This is a genomic window from Klenkia marina (assembly GCF_900101025.1).
Classification (GTDB): Bacteria; Actinomycetota; Actinomycetes; order Mycobacteriales; family Geodermatophilaceae; genus Klenkia; species Klenkia marina.
Genome location: NZ_FMUH01000003.1, coordinates 290,137 through 308,194, shown reverse-complemented (window position 1 = coordinate 308,194; position 18,058 = coordinate 290,137). Strand labels below are relative to the sequence as shown.

General features: G+C 75.5%; 17 protein-coding genes. 9 read left to right on the top strand and 8 right to left on the bottom strand.

Going from position 1 to position 18,058, the window contains the following annotated elements; translation table 11 throughout:
- Nucleotides 1–29 precede the first annotated feature (29 nt).
- Nucleotides 30–839, top strand: a complete 810-nt coding sequence (locus BLP29_RS11125; protein WP_092804109.1) for an esterase/lipase family protein — start codon at nucleotides 30–32, stop codon at nucleotides 837–839.
- Here the strand turns inward: BLP29_RS11125 and asnB are convergent, their stop codons facing one another.
- From asnB to BLP29_RS11095, 6 genes are all read right to left on the bottom strand, one after another.
- Nucleotides 840–2,696, bottom strand: coding sequence for an asparagine synthase (glutamine-hydrolyzing) (gene asnB / locus BLP29_RS11120; RefSeq protein ID WP_092804106.1), 1,857 nt, complete (start codon nucleotides 2,694–2,696; stop codon nucleotides 840–842).
- 193 nt (nucleotides 2,697–2,889) lie between these two features.
- A complete protein-coding gene (locus BLP29_RS21555; RefSeq protein ID WP_092804103.1) occupies nucleotides 2,890–3,672 on the bottom strand; it encodes a helix-hairpin-helix domain-containing protein in 783 nt (260 codons plus the stop codon).
- A gap of 20 nt (nucleotides 3,673–3,692) precedes the next feature.
- Nucleotides 3,693–4,505 carry an ABC transporter permease gene (locus BLP29_RS11110; protein WP_092804100.1) on the bottom strand — a complete coding sequence of 271 codons (813 nt, stop codon included), beginning with the start codon at nucleotides 4,503–4,505 and terminating at the stop codon, nucleotides 3,693–3,695.
- Nucleotides 4,502–5,425 (bottom strand): ABC transporter ATP-binding protein, encoded by a 924-nt coding sequence (locus tag BLP29_RS11105; RefSeq protein WP_092804097.1) that lies wholly within the window; start codon nucleotides 5,423–5,425, stop codon nucleotides 4,502–4,504. Before BLP29_RS11105 ends, BLP29_RS11110 begins: the two co-directional genes overlap by 4 nt.
- Nucleotides 5,422–6,519 (bottom strand): transcriptional regulator, encoded by a 1,098-nt coding sequence (locus BLP29_RS11100; RefSeq protein WP_133379127.1) that lies wholly within the window; start codon nucleotides 6,517–6,519, stop codon nucleotides 5,422–5,424. Before BLP29_RS11100 ends, BLP29_RS11105 begins: the two co-directional genes overlap by 4 nt.
- 66 nt (nucleotides 6,520–6,585) lie before the next feature.
- The gene (locus BLP29_RS11095; protein WP_092804094.1) at nucleotides 6,586–7,059 is read right to left on the bottom strand and encodes a heme-degrading domain-containing protein; all 474 of its coding nucleotides are present in this window, start codon (nucleotides 7,057–7,059) and stop codon (nucleotides 6,586–6,588) included.
- A 51-nt stretch (nucleotides 7,060–7,110) separates the two neighbouring features.
- Here BLP29_RS11095 and BLP29_RS11090 point away from each other — a divergent pair, with 51 nt between their 5' ends.
- Complete coding sequence (locus tag BLP29_RS11090) at nucleotides 7,111–7,746, top strand: hypothetical protein (protein ID WP_092804091.1); 636 nt, start codon at nucleotides 7,111–7,113, stop codon at nucleotides 7,744–7,746.
- Here BLP29_RS11090 and metF read toward each other — a convergent pair.
- Complete coding sequence (gene metF / locus BLP29_RS11085; protein WP_092804088.1) at nucleotides 7,704–8,612, bottom strand: methylenetetrahydrofolate reductase [NAD(P)H]; 909 nt, start codon at nucleotides 8,610–8,612, stop codon at nucleotides 7,704–7,706. The genes BLP29_RS11090 and metF overlap by 43 nt on opposite strands.
- 102 nt (nucleotides 8,613–8,714) lie before the next feature.
- Between metF and BLP29_RS11080 the strand changes: the two genes are divergently transcribed.
- From BLP29_RS11080 to BLP29_RS11070, 3 genes are read left to right on the top strand one after another with little or no spacing between them, the layout of a single operon-like run.
- Nucleotides 8,715–9,848 carry a polyprenyl synthetase family protein gene (locus BLP29_RS11080; RefSeq protein ID WP_243469870.1) on the top strand — a complete coding sequence of 378 codons (1,134 nt, stop codon included), beginning with the start codon at nucleotides 8,715–8,717 and terminating at the stop codon, nucleotides 9,846–9,848.
- Complete coding sequence (crtI, locus tag BLP29_RS11075; RefSeq protein WP_092804085.1) at nucleotides 9,845–11,314, top strand: phytoene desaturase family protein; 1,470 nt, start codon at nucleotides 9,845–9,847, stop codon at nucleotides 11,312–11,314. The genes BLP29_RS11080 and crtI overlap by 4 nt, the downstream gene beginning before the upstream one ends.
- The gene (locus BLP29_RS11070; RefSeq protein WP_092804082.1) at nucleotides 11,311–12,225 is read left to right on the top strand and encodes a phytoene/squalene synthase family protein; all 915 of its coding nucleotides are present in this window, start codon (nucleotides 11,311–11,313) and stop codon (nucleotides 12,223–12,225) included. The genes crtI and BLP29_RS11070 overlap by 4 nt, the downstream gene beginning before the upstream one ends.
- Before the next feature lie 15 nt (nucleotides 12,226–12,240).
- On the opposite strand, the gene BLP29_RS11065 is transcribed toward BLP29_RS11070, so the two are convergent.
- A complete protein-coding gene (locus BLP29_RS11065) occupies nucleotides 12,241–12,564 on the bottom strand; it encodes an Rv2175c family DNA-binding protein (protein ID WP_092804079.1) in 324 nt (107 codons plus the stop codon).
- A gap of 22 nt (nucleotides 12,565–12,586) precedes the next feature.
- Between BLP29_RS11065 and BLP29_RS11060 the strand changes: the two genes are divergently transcribed.
- From BLP29_RS11060 to BLP29_RS11045, 4 genes are all read left to right on the top strand, one after another.
- The gene (locus BLP29_RS11060; RefSeq protein WP_092804076.1) at nucleotides 12,587–13,720 is read left to right on the top strand and encodes an alpha-hydroxy acid oxidase; all 1,134 of its coding nucleotides are present in this window, start codon (nucleotides 12,587–12,589) and stop codon (nucleotides 13,718–13,720) included.
- A gap of 70 nt (nucleotides 13,721–13,790) precedes the next feature.
- Entirely contained in the window at nucleotides 13,791–15,776 is a 1,986-nt protein-coding gene (gene pknB, locus BLP29_RS11055) for a Stk1 family PASTA domain-containing Ser/Thr kinase (protein WP_092804842.1), read from the top strand.
- Entirely contained in the window at nucleotides 15,773–16,660 is an 888-nt protein-coding gene (locus tag BLP29_RS11050; protein ID WP_092804073.1) for a deoxyribonuclease IV, read from the top strand. Before pknB ends, BLP29_RS11050 begins: the two co-directional genes overlap by 4 nt.
- 208 nt (nucleotides 16,661–16,868) lie before the next feature.
- Complete coding sequence (locus BLP29_RS11045; protein WP_207798433.1) at nucleotides 16,869–18,044, top strand: S8 family peptidase; 1,176 nt, start codon at nucleotides 16,869–16,871, stop codon at nucleotides 18,042–18,044.
- Nucleotides 18,045–18,058 lie beyond the last annotated feature (14 nt).

Sequence of the window (18,058 nt, the reverse complement as noted above, 5' to 3'; positions counted from 1 at the left end):
ACCACCAGTCCACCAGGGACAGTGGAGGAATGCTCGCCGGCCTCTCCCCCGCCCGCCGCCGCCTGGTGCTCGGGCTGCTCGCCGCGCTGGTCGTCGGGGCCCTCGCCGTCACCGCCGCCGTCCTGGTCCCCCGGCTCACCACCCCGGCACCGGCCACGGTGAGCCAGACCGAGCCCGGGCCGGTGCTCCTGGTGCCCGGCTACGGCGGGTCGACCACCGGGCTCCAGCAGCTGGCCGACGTCCTCACCGCCGCGGGGCGGGACGCCACCGTCGTCGCCCTGCCCGGGGACGGCACCGGCGACCTGCAGGCCGCCGCGGACGTGCTCGGTGACGCCGTGGACGCCGCCCTGGACCGCACGGGCGCCGACGGGGTCGACGTCGTGGGGTACTCGGCCGGTGGCGTGGTCGCCCGACTGTGGGCCGCCGAGGACGGCGGCGCCGCCCAGGCCCGCCGTGTCGTCACCCTGGGCTCACCGCACCACGGGACGACGGTCGCCGACCTCGGCGCGTCGCTGGCGCCCGACCAGTGCCCCGAGGCCTGCCGGCAGCTGACCACCAGCAGCGACCTGCTGCGCCGGCTCAACGCCGACGACGAGACCCCGGCCGGCCCGACCTGGGTGTCGATCTGGACCGAGGACGACCAGACGGTCACCCCGCCCACGACGGCCGAGCTCGAGGGGGCGCTGAACATCAGCGTGCAGTCGGTGTGCGCCACCAGCAGCGTGTCCCACGGCCAGCTGCCCACCGACCCGCTGGTGCAGGGCATGGTGCTGGCCGAGCTGGCGGCGGGGCAGCCGGTCGAGCTGGGCCCGGCCGACTGCACCCGCCTGTCGAGCTGACTACACCTGGACGTCGACGTCGTACTCGCGCAGCCAGCGGTCGACGAACAGCAGCCGGTCCTGCACCATCCGCGGGGCGCCGAGCCCGGCGTCGAGGTCGACCAGGTCGGCCAGCGGCGAGTCGTGGTCGGCGGCCAGCGCGGCGAACCGGGTGGCGATCCCCTCGCCGTAGCGCGGGTCCTGGGTCGAGGGGTAGGGGCTCTTCACCCGCTCGACGACCGACTGCGGCAGCAGGTCCGCGGTGGCCGCGCGGAGCAGGCTCTTCTCCCGGCCGTCGAAGGTCTTCAGGTGCCAGGGGGCGTTGAACACGTACTGGACGAGCCGGTGGTCGCAGAAGGGCACCCGCACCTCGAGACCGACGGCCATGCTCATCCGGTCCTTGCGGTCGAGCAGCACCGGCAGGAACCGGGTGAGGTAGGCGTAGGAGACCTCGCGCATGCGGGCGTCGTGGCTGGTCTCGCCGTCCAGCCGGGGCACCTCGGCCATCGTCGTCCGGTAGGCGTCCTCGACGTGCCCGCGCAGGTCGAGCTCCTTGGCCACCCGCTCGTGCAGCAGGTCGCCGGGGCCGCCACCGGCCATGGTGGCCATCATGCGGCCGGCCAGCCACGGGAACGTGTCCGCCCCGACCGCGGCCGGGTCGTGGAAGTCGACGTAGCCGCCGAACACCTCGTCGGCGCTCTCGCCGCTCAGCGCGACCGTGGAGCTGCGCCGCACCGCACCGAAGAGCAGGTACAGGGAGGTGTCGATCTCGCCCATGCCCGGCGTGTCCCGCGCCCGCAGCACGGCCTGCCGCGCGGCGTCGTCGAGCAGCCCGGCGTCGTCGAGCACGACGTCGGTGTGGTCGCTGCGCACGTGGGCGGCGACGTCGCGGACGTAGGGCGCGTCCGGGGTGCCGCGCACCTCGTCGGCGACGAAGTCGGTGTCGTTGCCGGCGAAGTCGACCGAGAACGACCGCACCGGACCCTGCCCGGCCTCGGCGAGCTGCCGGGCGGCCAGCGCGGTGAGGGCGGAGGAGTCCAGGCCCCCGGAGAGCAGCGTGCAGAGCGGGACGTCGGCGACCAGCTGCCGGCGGGCGGTGTCGTCGAGGATCTCGCGCACCCGGGCCACCGTGGCGTCGACGTCGTCGGTGTGCGGGGTGCACTCCAGCTGCCAGTACCGCAGCTCCTGCACCCCCGAGCGGCTGACCCGGACGACGTGCCCGGGCGGCACCTCGCGCAGCCCGGCGAACGGGGTGTGCGCGGGGTCGGCGACCATGCCGAACACCTGCCGCAGCCCGGCCGCGTCGACCACGCGCGGCACGTCGGGGTGGGCCAGCACCGCCTTGGGCTCCGACCCGAAGAGCACGCCGTCCGGGGTCGGGTAGTAGTAGAGCGGCTTCACGCCGAGCCGGTCGCGGACCAGCAGCAGCTCCTCGCGGCGGGTGTCCCAGAGGGCGTAGGCGAACATGCCGTTGAACCCGGCCACCACCTCGCGCGGGTCGCGGCCCAGGCCCGCGCGGTGGGCCCGCAGCACGACCTCGGTGTCGCTGCCGGTGTCGAACCGGCCGCCCAGGGCCGCCCGGTGCTCCCGGAAGTCGTACACCTCGCCGGAGTAGACGATGGCCAGCTCGTCGTCGGCGACCCGGTCGGCGTCGGGACCGGCACCCAGCGCGCCGGTGGCCGAGAGCGCCATGGGCTGACGGCCGTGCGCGACGTCGATGACCGCGAGCCGGCGGTGGCCCAGCGCCACGTGCTCCCGCAGGTACAGGCCCGCGTCGTCCGGGCCCCGGCACGCCATGGTGTCGGTCATCGCCTGCGCCGTGGCCCGTTGCCGGCGCAGGTCGTCGTCGAAGGAGACCCAGCCCGCGATTCCGCACATGTCGCACCCTACCGATGTAGTTGCTCAATCCAACTACTTGCTACGCCGGGTGGCGCCTACCTGCAACCTCAGGTCACATGCAACCGATCCCGCGGAGCGGTGGCACCTCGGACCTCGACCGTGCAGCCGCGGTTCCCGGGGCCGGCGCGCCGCGGCGTGCCGGCGACCGCGACTGCGCACTCGGGCCCGCTGGTCAGCGTCCCACTGCGGCGCGGATGCGGGCGACGGCGATCGGGCCGACCCCGTGCAGGGCGAGCAGGTCGGCCTCGGGGAGGTCGGCGACGGCCTCCAGCGTGGTGAGCCCAGCGGCCCGCAGCGCCCGGGTGGCCGGCGCGCCCAGGCTGGGCAGCGGGGTGCCCTCCGGAGCAGGAGCCCGCTCGGGCACCGGCTGCCCCGCCGCCCGCAGCGCCGCGTCGACCACCGCGGCGCCCCGCAGCGACAGCCGGTAGCCGATGTCGAGGGACTCGGTGAGGCCCAGCTCCTTGAGCTTGCGCACGTCGCGCTTGAACTCCGGCGTCGGGCGACCGAGCTCGTCGGCCAGCTCCGGGGCACGGCGTTCCGAGTGGGCGTCGATGACCGCCAGGGTGGCCGCGGTCCAGGCCCCGGACGACGACGCACGGTCCAGCCGGTCCAGGCGCGCCTGCAGCGCAGCCACCTCGTCGGCGGTGGGCGGGGTGCGACGCAGCACGGCCCGCGGGTCCTCGCCGGCGAACCGGATGCCGACGCGGAAGACCGGCCGGTCCGGGTCGGCCGCCAGCCCGCGCAGCAGGGCGGCCAGGTCGCGGGCACCGGCGCGGCGGGCGTCGTCCTCGGTCAGCGTCGCGGGGTCGACCTCGTCGACCGAGGTGACCTCCACCAGCCCGACCCGGGTGCGCATGCGGGTGCCCACCAGCACCCGTGGCCGGTCCCACCGCCGGAACGCCAGGTCCAGCGTCCCCGCGACGACGGCGTCGAGCTCGGTCGGGCTGATCCGCATGCCGGGAAGCTAGCCGTTCCTCAGGAGGCGATGTCCTTGGTGGTGAAGTTCGCCCAGGCGGCGCCCAGCAGCACGACCACGTACACCGCCTGCAGGCCCAGCCCGCGCACCACGTCGCGCCACAGGATCGGGTCGCGGAAGAAGTCGACGAAGCTGAGCCAGTAGCGGGTGGGCAGGTAGGGCGCGATGTCCGAGGCCGCGTCGAGGGTGAACAGCAGCGACGAACCGATGAGCACCGCCAGCGCACCGAGGGTGGCCAGCTGCGGCGAGTCGGTCAGCGTGGAGAAGAACAGCGCGAACGCCGCCACGCCGAGCATCGAGATGGTCACGTAGCCGATCGACAGCACCGTGCGCCAGGCCACCTGCTCGGGGGTCAGCGTGCTGCCCGACAACGCCGTGGTCGCGCCGACCGACTGCACCTCGAACAGCGTCGTGCCCACCAGGTAGCCGACCGCCGCGACGATCACCACGGTGACCAGCACGAAGGCGATGACCGCGACCAGCTTGGCCACCAGCAGCCGGGTGCGCCCGGCCGGGCGGGCCAGCAGGTAGCGCAGCGTGCCGCCCTGCGCCTCGCCGGCGACCGCGTCGCCGGCCACCACCGCGACGGCGATGGGCAGGAACAGCGGCAGCACGATGGCCAGTGCCGCCAGCGGGAACAGCGTGCCGTTGGTGAGGACGGCGGACAGGAACGCCGGCCCCTCCCCCGGCCGCGGCGCCAGGTCGGTGAGCTTCAGCAGCACCGCCACCAGCACGGGCAGGCTGTTCAGCAGCGCGATGGTGATCCAGGTGCGCGGGCGGCGGAACAGCTTGCGCAGCTCGACGGCGATCATGCGGCCACCCGGTCCCCGGATCCCGTGGCCGCAGCCAGCACGACCTCCTCCAGCGTGGGGCGTTGCAGGGTCAGCCCCGACACCGGTACCCCCGCCCCGACCAGCACGGCGTTGACCTCCGCCGGCTCGGCACCCCGCACCACGAGCCGGTCGCCGTCGGCCGACAGCACCCGGTCGCCGAGCACCGCGCGGGCGCGCTCGGCCTGCGGGGTGTCCACCACGGTGGCGCCGGTGGGCGCGGTGAGGGTGGCGAGGTCGTCCTGCAGCACCATGCGGCCCCGGTCGAGCACACCGACCCGGGTGGCCAGCTGCTCGATCTCGGCCAGCAGGTGGGAGGAGAGGAAGACCGTCGTCCCGGTGCGGTTGAGGTCCAGCAGCAGGGTGCGGATCTCGTGGATGCCCTGGGGGTCCAGCCCGTTGGTGGGCTCGTCGAGCACGAGCAGGGCCGGACGGCGCAGCAGCGCACCGGCCAGGCCCAGCCGCTGGCGCATGCCCAGGGAGAACCCGCGCACCGGGCGCTTGCCCACCCCGCCGAGCCCGACCTGCTCGAGCACCTCGGCGATGCGCGAGCGGCGGGTGCGCCGCACCCCACCCGGGCCGGCCGCGTCGAACAGCGACAGGTTGGCCGCCGCCGACAGGTGGCCGTAGGCGGCGGGGTGCTCGATGAGCGCACCGACCTGCGGCAGCACCTCGCGCGCGGCCTTCGGGATCGGCCGGCCCAGCACCTCGACGGTGCCGGCGGTGGGCAGCACCAGCCCCAGCAGCATGCGCACGGTGGTGGTCTTGCCCGACCCGTTCGCGCCGAGGAAGCCGTAGACGTCGCCGGCCCGCACGTCGAGGTCGATGCCGTCGACGGCGCGCAGGCTGCCGTAGGCCTTGCGCAACCCGTGGGTCGCGATGACGGTGTCCGAGCCGGTCAACGGCCTGCCTCCTGGATCTGGCGCGCGGCGGCGGCCAGCGCGTCGAGGGTGACCGTGCCGGCCAGCAGGTAGGTGCCGCTGCCGCCGTCCCGGGTGCTGGTGCCGGCGACCATCAGCGACAGGGGGCCGGCCGCGATGCGCACGCCCAGGTCGTCGACGACGGCGCCGGGTGTGCGGCTGAGCTGGTCCCGCAACGACCCGGCCGCCCGCCCGGGCAGGGCGCTGACGGCCAGCACGGTGATGCCCGAGCCGTAGGCGCCCACCTGGTCGGGCACCCCGTCGAACGTGCGCCGCGCCAGCCCGGCGAGGGCGCTCGGCAGGTCGGCCCGCTCCTGCCGACCGAGGTCGAGGTCCCGGAGGTCCTGGTCACGGGTGATGTCGCTGTCCGCCGGCGGGGAGAAGTCGGTGGTCGAGGCAGCCGGCGCCGACAGGTCGAGGTCGAGGAATCGGGTGTCCAGCGCCGGCACGTCGGTGTCGGCGCTGCGCACCACCACCCGCAGCGGCAGGCCGGTGCCCGGGTCGACCCAGACGTCGACGGCCGAGACCGACGCCGCGGCGTCGGCCGGGGTGTACCGCAGCCCCACGGCGTCCACCCCGGCCACCCGGGCGGGGGCGATCCGGGTGAGCTCGGCGTCGGTGGCCTCGCTGAGCAGCCGTCGACCGAGCGCGCTGGGCAGCAGGTCGGGCGCGCTCGGCAGTGCCAGCGGGGGGTCGTCGCCGCGGCTGGCCCGCTGGTCGGCGTAGTCCCACGTCCAGGTGCCCGAGGCGTCGCGGTGGGTGCCGGTCTCCCCGGTGGCGGTGACGACGTCGACCCGCCAGTCGTCGGCGTCGCGGTACCAGGCGCGCAGCGCGGTCTGGTCCGACAGCAGGTCGGCGACGCCGGTGAGCGCGTCGGACACCGGCAGCACGAGGCCGCCGGTGGAGATGGCGTACCCGGAGAACGCGACGTCCTCGCTGGCCACCACCTGCGCCCGTAGCTCGGCGGCCGACAGGTCGCGGTCGTCGGCGGGCAGGGCCGCGACCAGCGCCGGCAGCGCGACCAGGACGGCCAGGCCCAGGGCCACCACGGCCCAGCGCCACCCCCGTCGGACCATGACCCACCGTACGTCGGGATCCGCGGGTGCTGCGACGTTCAAGCACCTTCACACGGTCCCCACAGGTCAGCCGGCCAGGAACAGCTCCAGCGCCTCGACGGCCAGGGCGTGGTCGTCGGCCTGCGGCAGCCCCGACACGGTCAGCGTGCCCACGACGCCGACCCCCGCGACGGTGATCGGGAAGGCCCCGCCGTGCCCGGCCAGCCGCGACGCGTCGATCCAGGGCGCCTCCTCGAACACCTCGCCGCGGGCCCGGGCCTGCAGGCCGGCCAGGAAGGACGACGTGCCCAGCTCGCGCACGGTGGCCACCTTGCGGGCGATCCAGACGTCGTTGTGCGCCGCGGTGCCCGGCAGCGCTGCGTGGAACAGCTGCTGCTGGCCGCGGGTGATGTCCACGGTCACGGGCAGCGCCCGGGCGCGGGCGAGCTCGACCAGGAGCGTGCCCAGCCGCCAGGCGTCGTCGTGGGTGAAGCGGGTGAGCACCAGCCGGCGCTCCTGCTCCTCGACCTGCGCGACCAGGGCCGTGATGTCCTCGCTCATCGGCCGATCGTCGCAGAGCGGGCGCACAGGATGGCCACTAGCGTCGCCGTCGTGGCAGCCCCCGTCTCCGACGCCGTCGTGGTCGACGTCCTCCGCCGGGTCGACCGGCTCTGGGCCCCGGTCGTCGCCCGCCTCGACCGTCCCGACACCGTGCCGGCGGCCGACCGGGCGTCCTGGTGGGCCGAGACGGTCAGCCGGGTGGTCGCGGTCGGGTCGGCCGCCCCGCGGTTCGCCGGCAAGCTCGCCGACCTGCTGCCGCTGCAGAACGGGGTCGGCGCAGCCATGCAGTCGCTGGTCGTGCTCGGGGTCGCCGCCGAGCACGACGTCGACGAGCCCGAGCGGCGGGTCGCCCTGCTCTCGGCCGTGCTGCTGGACCGGCAGCTGACCCCCGATCAGGTGGCTCCGCTGCTCACCCGGCAGAAGGGCGTCTACGCCGACGACGTCCTGGGCGAGCGCGAGCGGCGTCGCGGGGCCGCGGGTGCCGCCCGCACGCTGTGGCGGGTCGCCCGGCTGCTGTCGCGCATCGACGACGCGCTCGACGCCCGCCCCAAGGGCAACCTGGGCGCCCGTGCGCTGTCCAACCTGCCCGTGGTCGGGGTGGTCGGCGGCTACCGGGCCGAGCGGGTGGCGCTGCGCCGCGCGGCTCAGGAGGCGGCGGACGCGCTCGCCGGCACCAGCCGGGAGTAGACCTCACGGGTCGCGGTCGAGCGGTTCATGGTGATGAAGTGGATGCCGGGCACGCCCTCGGCCAGCAGCGTCGCGCACATCTCGGTGGCCACGTCGACGCCGAGCTCGCGCTGGGCCCGCTTGGCCTCCGGCGTCTCGCCGTCGACGGCGGCGAACCGCTCGGCCAGCTCGGCCGGGAACGCCTGGCCCGACAGCTGCACGATGCGGGCGATCTGCTTGGTGCTGGTCACCGGCATGACCCCGGCCAGCACCGGGACGTCGCACCCGCGCGCGGCGACCCGGTCGCGCAGGCCCAGGTAGTCCTCGACCCGGAAGAACATCTGGGTGATCGCGAAGTCGGCACCGGCTCGGCACTTGGCCACGAACATGTCCGCGTCGGTCTCGGCGTCCGATGACCGGGGGTGCGACTCGGGGAAGGCCGCGACCCCGACCCCGAAGTCACCGATCGACTTCACCAGCTCGACCAGCTCCGCGGCGTAGCGCAGGCCCTGCGGGTGCGCCGTCCAGTCGGCCTGCGGGTCCGCCCCCGGCGGGTCGCCGCGCAGCGCCATGATGTTGCGCACCCCCGCCGCGGCCAGCCGGCTGATGACGTTGCGCAGCTCGGTGACCGAGTGGTCGACGGCCGTGAGGTGGGCCAGCGGCAGCATCGTGGTGTCGGTGGCGATGCGCTCGGTGACCGCGAGGGTGCCCTCGCGGGTCGAGCCGCCGGCGCCGTAGGTGACCGAGACGAACGACGGTGCCAACCGCTCGAGCTCGCGCAGCGCCGTCCACAGCTGCTCCTGCCCGGCCTCGTTCTTGGGCGGGAAGAACTCGAAGGACCAGGTGGGTCGGGCCTGGTCGAGCAGGTCGCGCACGGTGCCGGTCACGGGCAGCAAGACTACGGCGCGCGAGGGCCGATCGGGGTGAGGCGGCGGTGGTGGTCGTGATCACGACGGGTGCGCGAGATCGGGTCCGGGCATACTCGCAGGGTGACCGCAGGGACCAGAGCGACTCCATCAACCAGCGCAAACAGCGCTGACCAGGCGGTATCCCTCCGCGCGGCCGATCTCGACCGCCTGCGCACCACGGTCAGCGACACCCTCGAGGCCTTCCTCGCCGAGAAGCGCGCCGTGCTCGCCGGCATGGACGACGAGCTGGTGCCCGTGCTCGAGGAGGTGCGCGCGGTCGCCGAGGGCGGCAAGCGCCTGCGCCCCGCGTTCGCCTACTGGGGCTGGCGTGCGGTGTCCACCGCCCACCCCGAGGACGACGCCGCCGTGCTGCGCGCGGTCGCCGCGCTGGAGTTCGTGCACGGCAGCGCGCTGGTGCACGACGACGTCATGGACGAGGCCACCACCCGGCGCGGCCGCCGGTCGACCCACATCGGCTTCGCCGGCCGGCACGCCGACCACGGCCTCGACGGCGACCCCGCGCTCTTCGGCACCGGGGCGGCCATCCTGGTCGGCGACCTCGCCCTGGTCTGGTCCGACGAGCTGCTGCGCCGCTCGGGCATCAGCGCCGAGGCGCTCGTCCGCGCCCGCCCGGTGTGGGACACCATGCGCACCGAGGTCACGGCCGGGCAGTACCTGGACCTGCTGCGGGCCGCCGGCGGCCTCCCCGGCCCGGAGGGCGCGCTCAAGGTGGCCCGCTACAAGAGCGCCGGCTACACCGTGCAGCGGCCGCTGCACCTCGGGGCGGCCATCGCCGACGCCGGCCCCGACGTCGTCGAGGCCTACACCGCCATCGCGCTTCCGCTGGGCGAGGCGTTCCAGCTGCGCGACGACGTGCTCGGCGTCTTCGGTGACCCGGACGTCACCGGCAAGTCGGCCGACGAGGACCTCCGCGAGGGCAAGCAGACCCTGCTCGTCGCCCTGACGGAGACCTCCGCGGACGCCGAGGGGCGGGCACTGCTGCGCCGCGTGCTCGGCGACCCGCGGTCCACCGCCGACGACCTCGACGCCGTCCGCGACCTGATGCGCAGCTGCGGCGCCCTGCAGCAGGTCGAGGACCGCATCACCACCCAGACCGCGGCCGCCCGCGAGGCCATCGCCGAGGCCCCGGTGCTCGACGACGCCCGCTCGGCCCTCGACGCGCTGGCCGTCGCGGCGACCACCCGCACGACGTGAGGACCGTCCCCGGGCGCACCGACCGCGTCGTCGTCGTCGGGGCCGGTCTCGCCGGTCTCTCGGCGGCCCTGCGGCTGCGCGGCGCCGGCCGCGAGGTCACCGTCGTCGAGCGCGGCCCCGGCCCCGGCGGCCGCGCCGGCCGGGTCGAGCGCGACGGCTACGCCCTGGACACCGGCCCCTCGGTGCTCACCGCCCCGGGGCTGATCCGCGACGCGCTGGCCTGCGTCGGCGAGTCGCTGGAGGACCGCCTCGAGCTGCTGCCGCTGGAGACCACCTACCGCGCCCAGTACGCCGACGGGTCGACCCTCGACGTGCACGCCGACCCGGCGGCCTTCGCCGCCGAGGCCGAGCGGGTCTGCGGCCCGGGCGCCGGCGAGGAGGTGCTGGCCTACCTGCAGCACATCCGCGAGCTCGACCGGCTGCAGTGGGACGTCTTCATCGACCGCAACCTCGACTCCCCGCTGGACCTGGTGGGGCGCCCGGTGCTCGAGCTGGCCCGCCGCGGCGGCTTCGGCCGGCTGGCCCCGCACGTCGACCGCCGGCTGACCGACGACCGGCTGCGCCGGCTGTTCAGCTTCCAGGCCCTCTACGCCGGGGTCTCGCCGTTCCGGGCCATCGCCGCCTACGCGATCATCGCCGAGCTCGACATCGGCAAGGGCGTCTGGCACCCGGTCGGCGGCATCCACGCCGTGCCCGCCGCCCTGGCCGCCGCAGCCGCCGATGCCGGGGTCACCTTCCGCTACGGCACGGGCGTGGCCTCGCTGGACCTGCGCGGCGGCCGCGCGGTCGGCGTCCGGCTCGAGGACGGCGAGCTGCTGCCCGCCGACGCCGTCGTCGTCACCGTCGACCGGCCCGAGTCGCTGGTGCCCTCCCGATCGCGGCGGGTGAAGCCCACCTACTCCCCCAGCTGCGTGGCCATCCACGTCGGCGTGCGGCAGGAGTTCGCCGACCGGGCGCACCACACGATCAGCTTCGGCGACTCGTGGCGCGGGGTCTTCGACGAGCTGACCCGCACCGGCCGGCCCATGAGCGACCCCAGCCTGCTCATCTCCATGCCCAGCAAGACCGACCGCAGCCTGGCCCCCGAGGGCGGGCAGGTGATCAGCATCGTGGCCCCGACGCCGAACCTCGACCTGGCGCCCGGCATCGACTGGCCGGCGCTGGGTCCGCGCTACCGCGACGAGGTGCTGCAGACCATGGAGGCGCGCGGGTGGACCGACCTCACCGGGTCGATCGAGGTCGAGGAGATGCTGACCCCCACCGACTGGGCCGCCCAGGGCATGGCCGCCGGCACGCCGTTCGCGCTGGCGCACACCTTCGCGCAGACCGGCCCGTTCCGGCCCTCGACCTACCCCCGCGGCGGTCCGGAGAACGTGGTGCTGGCCGGGTCGAGCGTGCAGCCGGGCGTCGGCGTCCCGATGGTGCTGGTCAGCGGCCGGCTCGCGGCGCAACGGATCACCGGATGAGCGGCCGCACGACCACGGAGCTGACCGCCGCCTACGCGCGGTGCCGGGCGATCGCCGCCGAGCACGGCAAGTCCTACTTCCTGGCCACCCGCTTGCTCACCCCCGACCGCCGGCAGGCCATCCACGCGCTGTACGCCGCGGCGCGGGTGGCCGACGACATCGTCGACGTCGGCGCCGACGAGCCCGGTCGCGATCCGGAGGCCGAGCTGCTGGCCTGGTCGCAGGACGCGTTGACCGCCGTGGAGACCGGGCACTCCGACGACCCGGTGCGCCTGGCGCTGGCCGACACGGTGCGCCGCTACGACATCCCCCGCGAGCACCTGGTCGACTTCCTCGCCGCCATGACCAGCGACCTCGACGTCACCGGGTACGCCGACCTCGACGCCCTCGACCGGTACATGTGGGGCTCGGCGTCGGTGATCGGGCTGCAGGTCCTGCCGGTCCTGGGGACGGCGAGGGGCGTGACCCGCGAGGAGGCCGCCCCGCACGCGATCGCGCTGGGCGAGGCCTTCCAGCTCACGAACTTCCTGCGCGACGTCGCCGAGGACGTCGACCGCGGCCGGGTCTACCTGCCCGCGGACATGATGGCCGCGCACGGGGTGACCCGCGAGCAGCTGGCCGCCCGGCAGCACACCCCCGGGTTCACCGCGCTGATGCGCGAGATGGTCGCCGTCGTCCGGCGCCGCTACGACGACGCCGCCCCCGGGACACCGATGCTGGCCCCGGAGTCGCGCGACTGCGTGCGCGCGGCCACCGACCTGTACGGCGGGATCCTGCGCGAGATCGAGAAGGCCGACCACCGGGTGCTCGACGGCCGGGTGTCGGTGGGCAAGCCACGCCGCCTGGCGGTGTTCGCCCGGCGGCTCACCGGGGCGCAGATCGCCCGCGTCCGGGTGGCCCTGACCCGCTGAGGCGCGCGGCCGGGGTCAGAAGGCCAGGGCCTGCGCCCGGCGGGTGACCTCGGTGTGCCGGTCGTCGCGCAGTGCTTGGATCGGGGTGCCCGGCAGGCTGTCGTCCTCGCGGAACAGCCAGTCGAAGGCCTCCTGCTCGGAGAACCCGCTGTCGCCGAGCAGGGTCAGCAGGCCGGGCAGGTGCCGCAGGACCTCGCCGTCCTGGATGACCTCGACCGGGATCTTGCTGCGTCCGCTGCCCGGGAGGGCGAGGAGCTTGCCGTCGTTGACCAGCTGCCGCACGCGGTTGGGCGAGACGCCGATCAGCTTCGCGACCTCTTGGGGGGTGTAGAACTCCACCCGATGAGTTTAGGTCCGGTGCATGACCGGACTGACCCAGCGTCGCCGCGAGCCCGGCGAGCAGCCCCGGAGCACCGACGGCGGGCCCGCGCACCTCGACCTCGACGACCTGGAGACGCGGGCGCGGTCGGCCCTGCCGGCGGAGGTGTTCGACTACTACGCCGGCGGCGCCGACGCCGAGGTCACCCTCGGGGAGGCACCGCAGGCCTGGCGGTCCTGGCGGCTGCGCCCCCGTGTGCTGCGCGGCGTGGACCACGCCGACCTCACCACGACGCTGCTGGGCACCCCGGCGGCCACCCCGGTCGGCGTCGCCCCGTGGGCCTACCAGGGCATGGCCCACCCCGACGGCGAGCTGGCCACCGCCCGCGCCGCGGCCGGGGCGGGCGCGCTGCTGACCGTGTCGACGAGCGCCACGCACACCGTGGAGGAGGTCGCCAGCGCCTCGGCCGGCGCTCCGGCGTGGTTCCAGCTGTACCGGCAGCACTCCCCCGTCCACACCGACGACCTCGCCCGCCGCGCCGGCGCGGCGGGCTACCGGGCCCTGGTGCTCACCGTCGACCTCCCGGTGCTGGGTCGCCGTCGCCGCGACCTGCGCAACGACTTCGCCCTGCCCGCGGGGCTGCGCATGGCCAACCAGCCCGCCCCGGGCGGTGCACCCGCCGAGCCCGGGCCGCCCTGGACGGCGGCGGACATCGGCCGGTTCGCCGACCTCAGCGGGCTGCCGGTGGTGGTCAAGGGCGTGCTGCGCGGTGACGACGCCCTGGCCTGCGTGCGGGCCGGGGCCTCGGCGGTGTGGGTGTCCACCCACGGCGGGCGGCAGGTCGACCTCGTCGTCCCCAGTGCGCACGCCCTGCCCGAGGTGGTCGACGCCGTGCTGGGCGAGCCCGGCCCGGACGGTGCCGACGTCGAGGTCTACGTCGACGGCGGCGTGCGCAGCGGCACCGACGCCCTGGTGGCCCTCGCCCTCGGCGCGCGGGCGGTCTTCGTGGGCCGGCCGACCGTGTGGGGGCTGGCCACCGGGGGCGCCGCCGGGGTCCGCGCGGTGCTCGACGGGCTGTCCGCGGAGCTCGCGCACGCCATGCTGCTGTGCGGCGTGGCCTCGCCCGCGGACGCCGGACCGGACCTGCTGGTGCGGTCGGGGTGGCTGCCGCGCTGAGCGGGACGGGTGGTGCGGGTCCCCGCGTCGTTGGGCCGGGGTGCTGGCCTGCGCTCGTATGCTCGGGGACGTGGAGACCGCCGTGACCGACCCCGTGCTGGGGCTGGTCCTGGAGGGGCGGTACCGCCTCGAGCAGCGCGTGGCCCGCGGCGGCATGTCCACCGTGTACGCCGCCACCGACCTGCGGCTGCACCGCGAGGTCGCGGTCAAGGTCATGGTCGAGCACCTGGCGCACGACCCGGCCTTCGTCGACCGCTTCATCCGCGAGGCCCGCGCCGCGGCGATGCTCAGCCACCCCAACGTCGTCGGCGTCAGCGACCAGGGCCGCGACCAGGGCCTGGTCTACCTGGTCATGGAGCTCGTGCGCGGCCGCACGCTGCGCGACCTGCTGCAGGCCCGGGGCCGGCTGACCGTCGGCGAGGCGTTCGCGGTCATGGAGCCGGTGCTCGCCGGGCTCAGCGCGGCGCACCGCGCCGGCATCGTGCACCGCGACATCAAGCCCGAGAACGTGCTCATCTCGACCTCCGGCGCGGTCAAGGTGGCCGACTTCGGCCTCGCCCGCGCCGTGGCCGGCACCGGGCACACCAGCCACACCGGCGGGGTGCTCATCGGCACGGTGGCCTACCTGTCCCCCGAGCAGCTCGAGCGCGGCCGGTCCGACGCCCGCTCCGACGTCTACGCCGCCGGCGTCGTCCTGTACGAGCTGCTCACCGGGCACCCGCCCTACGCCGGCGACACCCCGCTCGCGGTTGCCTACCAGCACGTGCACCACGACGTCCCCCCGCCGTCGGAGGAGACGCCCTCGGTGCCCTGGCAGGTCGACGAGCTCGTGGGCCGCACCACCCGCCGCGACCCCGGTGCCCGCCCGGTCGACGCCGGGGCGTTCCTGGCCGAGATCGAGCAGCTGCGCCGCGACCTGGGCCTGGGCCGCACCCCCGTGCCCACGGGCCGGGCCAGCACGGCCACCGGCACCCTCCGTCCGGTGACCCGGGCCAGCGCCGCCCGCGCCGCCGACGACCCGCGCACCGAGGTCATCCCCCCGCACCGCGGCGGGGGCGGTCGCACCGCGATGGTCCCGCTGCCCCCCACCGGCGCGGTCGGGGGTCGCCGCCCGCCCCCGCACGCCACCTCGCCCCGGCCGCTGCCGAAGGTCGGGGTACCCGAGCACATCCGTCGCCGTCGGGTGCGCTTCGCGGTCACGATCGTGCTGCTGCTGGCGGTCACGATCGGTGCGATCGGGTGGTGGCTGGGCTCGGGCCGCTGGACCGAGGTGCCCGCGGTCTCGGGGCAGGGCCAGCAGCAGGCCATCGGGTTCCTGCAGGAGGCCGACCTCGACCCGGTGGTCACCGAGGAGTTCAGCGAGGACGTCCCCGCCGGCACCGTCATCGCCGCCGACCCGACCGACGGGGCGCGGATCATCATCGGCAGCGACGTCGCGCTCGTGGTGTCCAAGGGCCCCGAACGGTTCACCGTCGACGGCGCGCTGGTCGGGCAGCCCTACGCCGACGCCGCGGCGGCGGTCGAGGCGCTGGGCGGTGACCTGCAGGTGGTGCAGGCCGACAGCCGCAGCGACGACGTCGAGGTCGGGTCGGTCATGTCGGTCGACCCCGCCCCCGGCACCGAGCTGCGCCGCGGCGCCACGGTCACCCTGACGGTGGCCACCGGCCCGGCCACGGCCGTGGTCCCCGACGGCCTCGTGGGCAGCGACCCCGAAGCCGCCGAGGCTCAGCTGGTCGACCTCGGCTTCGTCGTGGCCCGGGCCGAGGACCGCAGCAACGACGTCGCCGCCGGCCGGGTCATGGGTGTCTCCCCCACCGGCACCCAGCCCTACGGGCAGACGGTCACGATCACCGTGTCGCAGGGCAAGGTGCAGGTCACCGTGCCCGACGTCAGCGGCAAGAGCCTGACCGACGCCACCGCGGTGCTCGCCGCCGCCGGGCTGCAGGTCACCTCCAGCACCTTCATCACCGGCGACAAGGTGGTCCGGCAGAGCCCTGGTGCCGGCGAGGTCGTCGACCAGGGCACCACCGTCTCGCTGCTGCTCAGCTTCCTGTGACGCCCCCGGCGCCCATCGGGGCGCACATCTCGGTGAAGGGCGGCCTGGCCACGGGCGGGCTGGCCTACGCCGAGGCCGTCGACGCCCACGCCGTGCAGGTCTTCGTCGGCAACCCGCGCGGCTGGAGGCGCAGCGCCGGGGACCCCCGGCAGGACGCCGTGTTCACCGCCGAGTTCGCCGAGCGGGGCGTGCCCACGTTCATCCACACGCCGTTCCTGGTGAACGTCGGCTCGCCCACCGAGGCCACGGTCGCGGCCTCGGTGGCCGTCGTCGCCGCCGACCTCGCCCGGGGCGTGGAGCTGGGCTGCGCCGGGGTCGTCGTCCACGCCGGGTCCTCCGTCGGCGAGGACCGGTACGACGCGGCCCTGCGCCAGCTGCACGAGCGGCTGCTGCCGGTGCTGGAGGCCCAGCCCGACGGCGGGCCCCGGTTGCTCGTCGAGCCCACCGCCGGCGGCGGCCGAGCACTGGCGGCCACCGTCGGGGACCTCGCGCCGTACTTCGCCGCGCTCGAGCACCACCCCGCCCTGGGCGTCTGCCTGGACACCTGCCATGCCTGGGCCGCCGGTCACGACCTGGCCTCCCCCGGCGGGGCCGCCGCCGTCCTGGAGGAGCTCGAGACCGCCGTCGGACCGGGCCGACTCGGGCTCGTGCACGCCAACGACTCCCTCGACGAACGAGGGTCGCTGCGCGACCGGCACGCCACGATCGGGGCCGGCCGGATCGGGACGGCGCCCTTCGCCGAGCTGCTGTCCCACCCGCTGACCGCCGGGGTGCCCGTGGTCGTCGAGACGCCGATGGCATCGGACACGGGGCCGTGGGACGGGCACGCCCGCGACATCGCGCTGCTGCGCGAGCTGCGCGCGACCGCCGCCGTCCACGCCTGACCGTCCGGCCCGCTCGCACCCGGCCCGGCCCACCCGGGCCCGACCGAGCCGTTCCGACACGCCTCTGACCTGCGTGAACTGCGTGTTGCGGGATCGATCCCAGACCTCCGCAGTCTTTCGCCGAGGTCAGTAGCCGTGTTCAGGTGTGCACACCTGAGCCCCGGCTGTGCGAGCCGCCGGGCACCCGCCTCACCCAGGAGTGACGCCCGTGCAGATCCACTCTCCGGCCCGTCCGGTCGCCGTCGCCGCGATCGCCGCACTGGCCACCGCCGGCTTCGCAGCCACCGCCGGCACCGCAGCGGCCGACGAGGGCGTCGGGTCCTCGGCCCTCGGCAGCTACATCGTCACGCTCGACCCCGACAGCATCACCACCCAGGCCGTGGGCCTCACCGCGGGCCTCGGCGGCGACATCACCCACGTGTACGAGCACGCCCTCAACGGCTTCGCGGTCACCCTGCCCACCGCCCTGGCCGACCAGCTCGCCGACCTGCCCGGCGTCCTGGCCGTCGAGCCCGACCAGGAGATCCAGGCCACGACCACCCAGAGCGGCCCCACCTGGGGCCTGGACCGCACCGACCAGCGTTCCCTGCCGCTGTCGGGCAGCTACAGCTACGGGGCCACCGGCGCCGGGGTGACCAGCTACATCATCGACACCGGCATCAACCTCGGGCACCGCGACTTCGGCGGGCGAGCCGTCAGCGGGTACGACGCCGTCGACGGCGGGTCGGCCGACGACTGCCAGGGCCACGGCACCCACGTCGCAGGCACCGTGGGTGGCAGCACCTACGGCGTGGCCAAGCAGACCAGCCTGGTCGCCGTGCGCGTGCTGGGGTGCGACGGCCGCGGCACCACGTCGGGGGTCATCGCCGGCGTCGACTGGGTCACCGCCGACCACCAGGCCGGCGAGGCCGCCGTCGCCAACATGAGCCTGGGGGGCGGCACCTCCACCGCCCTCGACCAGGCCGTGCAGCGCTCCGTCGCCGACGGTGTCACCTACGCCATCGCGGCCGGCAACGGCGACGACCGCGGCGTGCCCCTCGACGCCTGCGGGGAGTCCCCGGCGCGCGTGGCCGCCGGCATCACCGTCGGGGCCTCGGACCGCAACGACCAGCCGGGCTCGTTCAGCAACTACGGCTCCTGCGTCGACCTGTTCGCCCCGGGGGTGTCCATCACCAGCGCCTGGATCGGCTCCTCGACCGCCACGAACACCATCAGCGGCACCTCGATGGCCACGCCGCACGTCGCCGGCGTCGCCGCCCTGTACCTGCAGGGCAACCCCGGGGCCAGCCCGGCCGTCGTGGCCGCGCAGATCACCTCGAACGCCACCCAGGGCGCGGTGAACAGCAGCACCGCCGGCGGCGACCTCCTGTTCAGCGACCACTGAGCTGAGCTCATCGC

Excerpts from the sequence above, each read along its gene's own strand:
- BLP29_RS11125 (WP_092804109.1), top strand. The coding sequence starts at position 30 with ATGCTCGCCGGCCTCTCCCCCGCCCGCCGCCGCCTGGTGCTCGGGCTG.
- asnB (WP_092804106.1), bottom strand. The coding sequence starts at position 2,696 with ATGTGCGGAATCGCGGGCTGGGTCTCCTTCGACGACGACCTGCGCCGG.
- BLP29_RS21555 (WP_092804103.1), bottom strand. The coding sequence starts at position 3,672 with ATGCGGATCAGCCCGACCGAGCTCGACGCCGTCGTCGCGGGGACGCTG.
- BLP29_RS11110 (WP_092804100.1), bottom strand. The coding sequence starts at position 4,505 with ATGATCGCCGTCGAGCTGCGCAAGCTGTTCCGCCGCCCGCGCACCTGG.
- BLP29_RS11100 (WP_133379127.1), bottom strand. The coding sequence starts at position 6,519 with ATGGTCCGACGGGGGTGGCGCTGGGCCGTGGTGGCCCTGGGCCTGGCC.
- BLP29_RS11095 (WP_092804094.1), bottom strand. The coding sequence starts at position 7,059 with ATGAGCGAGGACATCACGGCCCTGGTCGCGCAGGTCGAGGAGCAGGAG.
- BLP29_RS11070 (WP_092804082.1), top strand. The coding sequence starts at position 11,311 with ATGAGCGGCCGCACGACCACGGAGCTGACCGCCGCCTACGCGCGGTGC.
- BLP29_RS11060 (WP_092804076.1), top strand. The coding sequence starts at position 12,587 with ATGACCGGACTGACCCAGCGTCGCCGCGAGCCCGGCGAGCAGCCCCGG.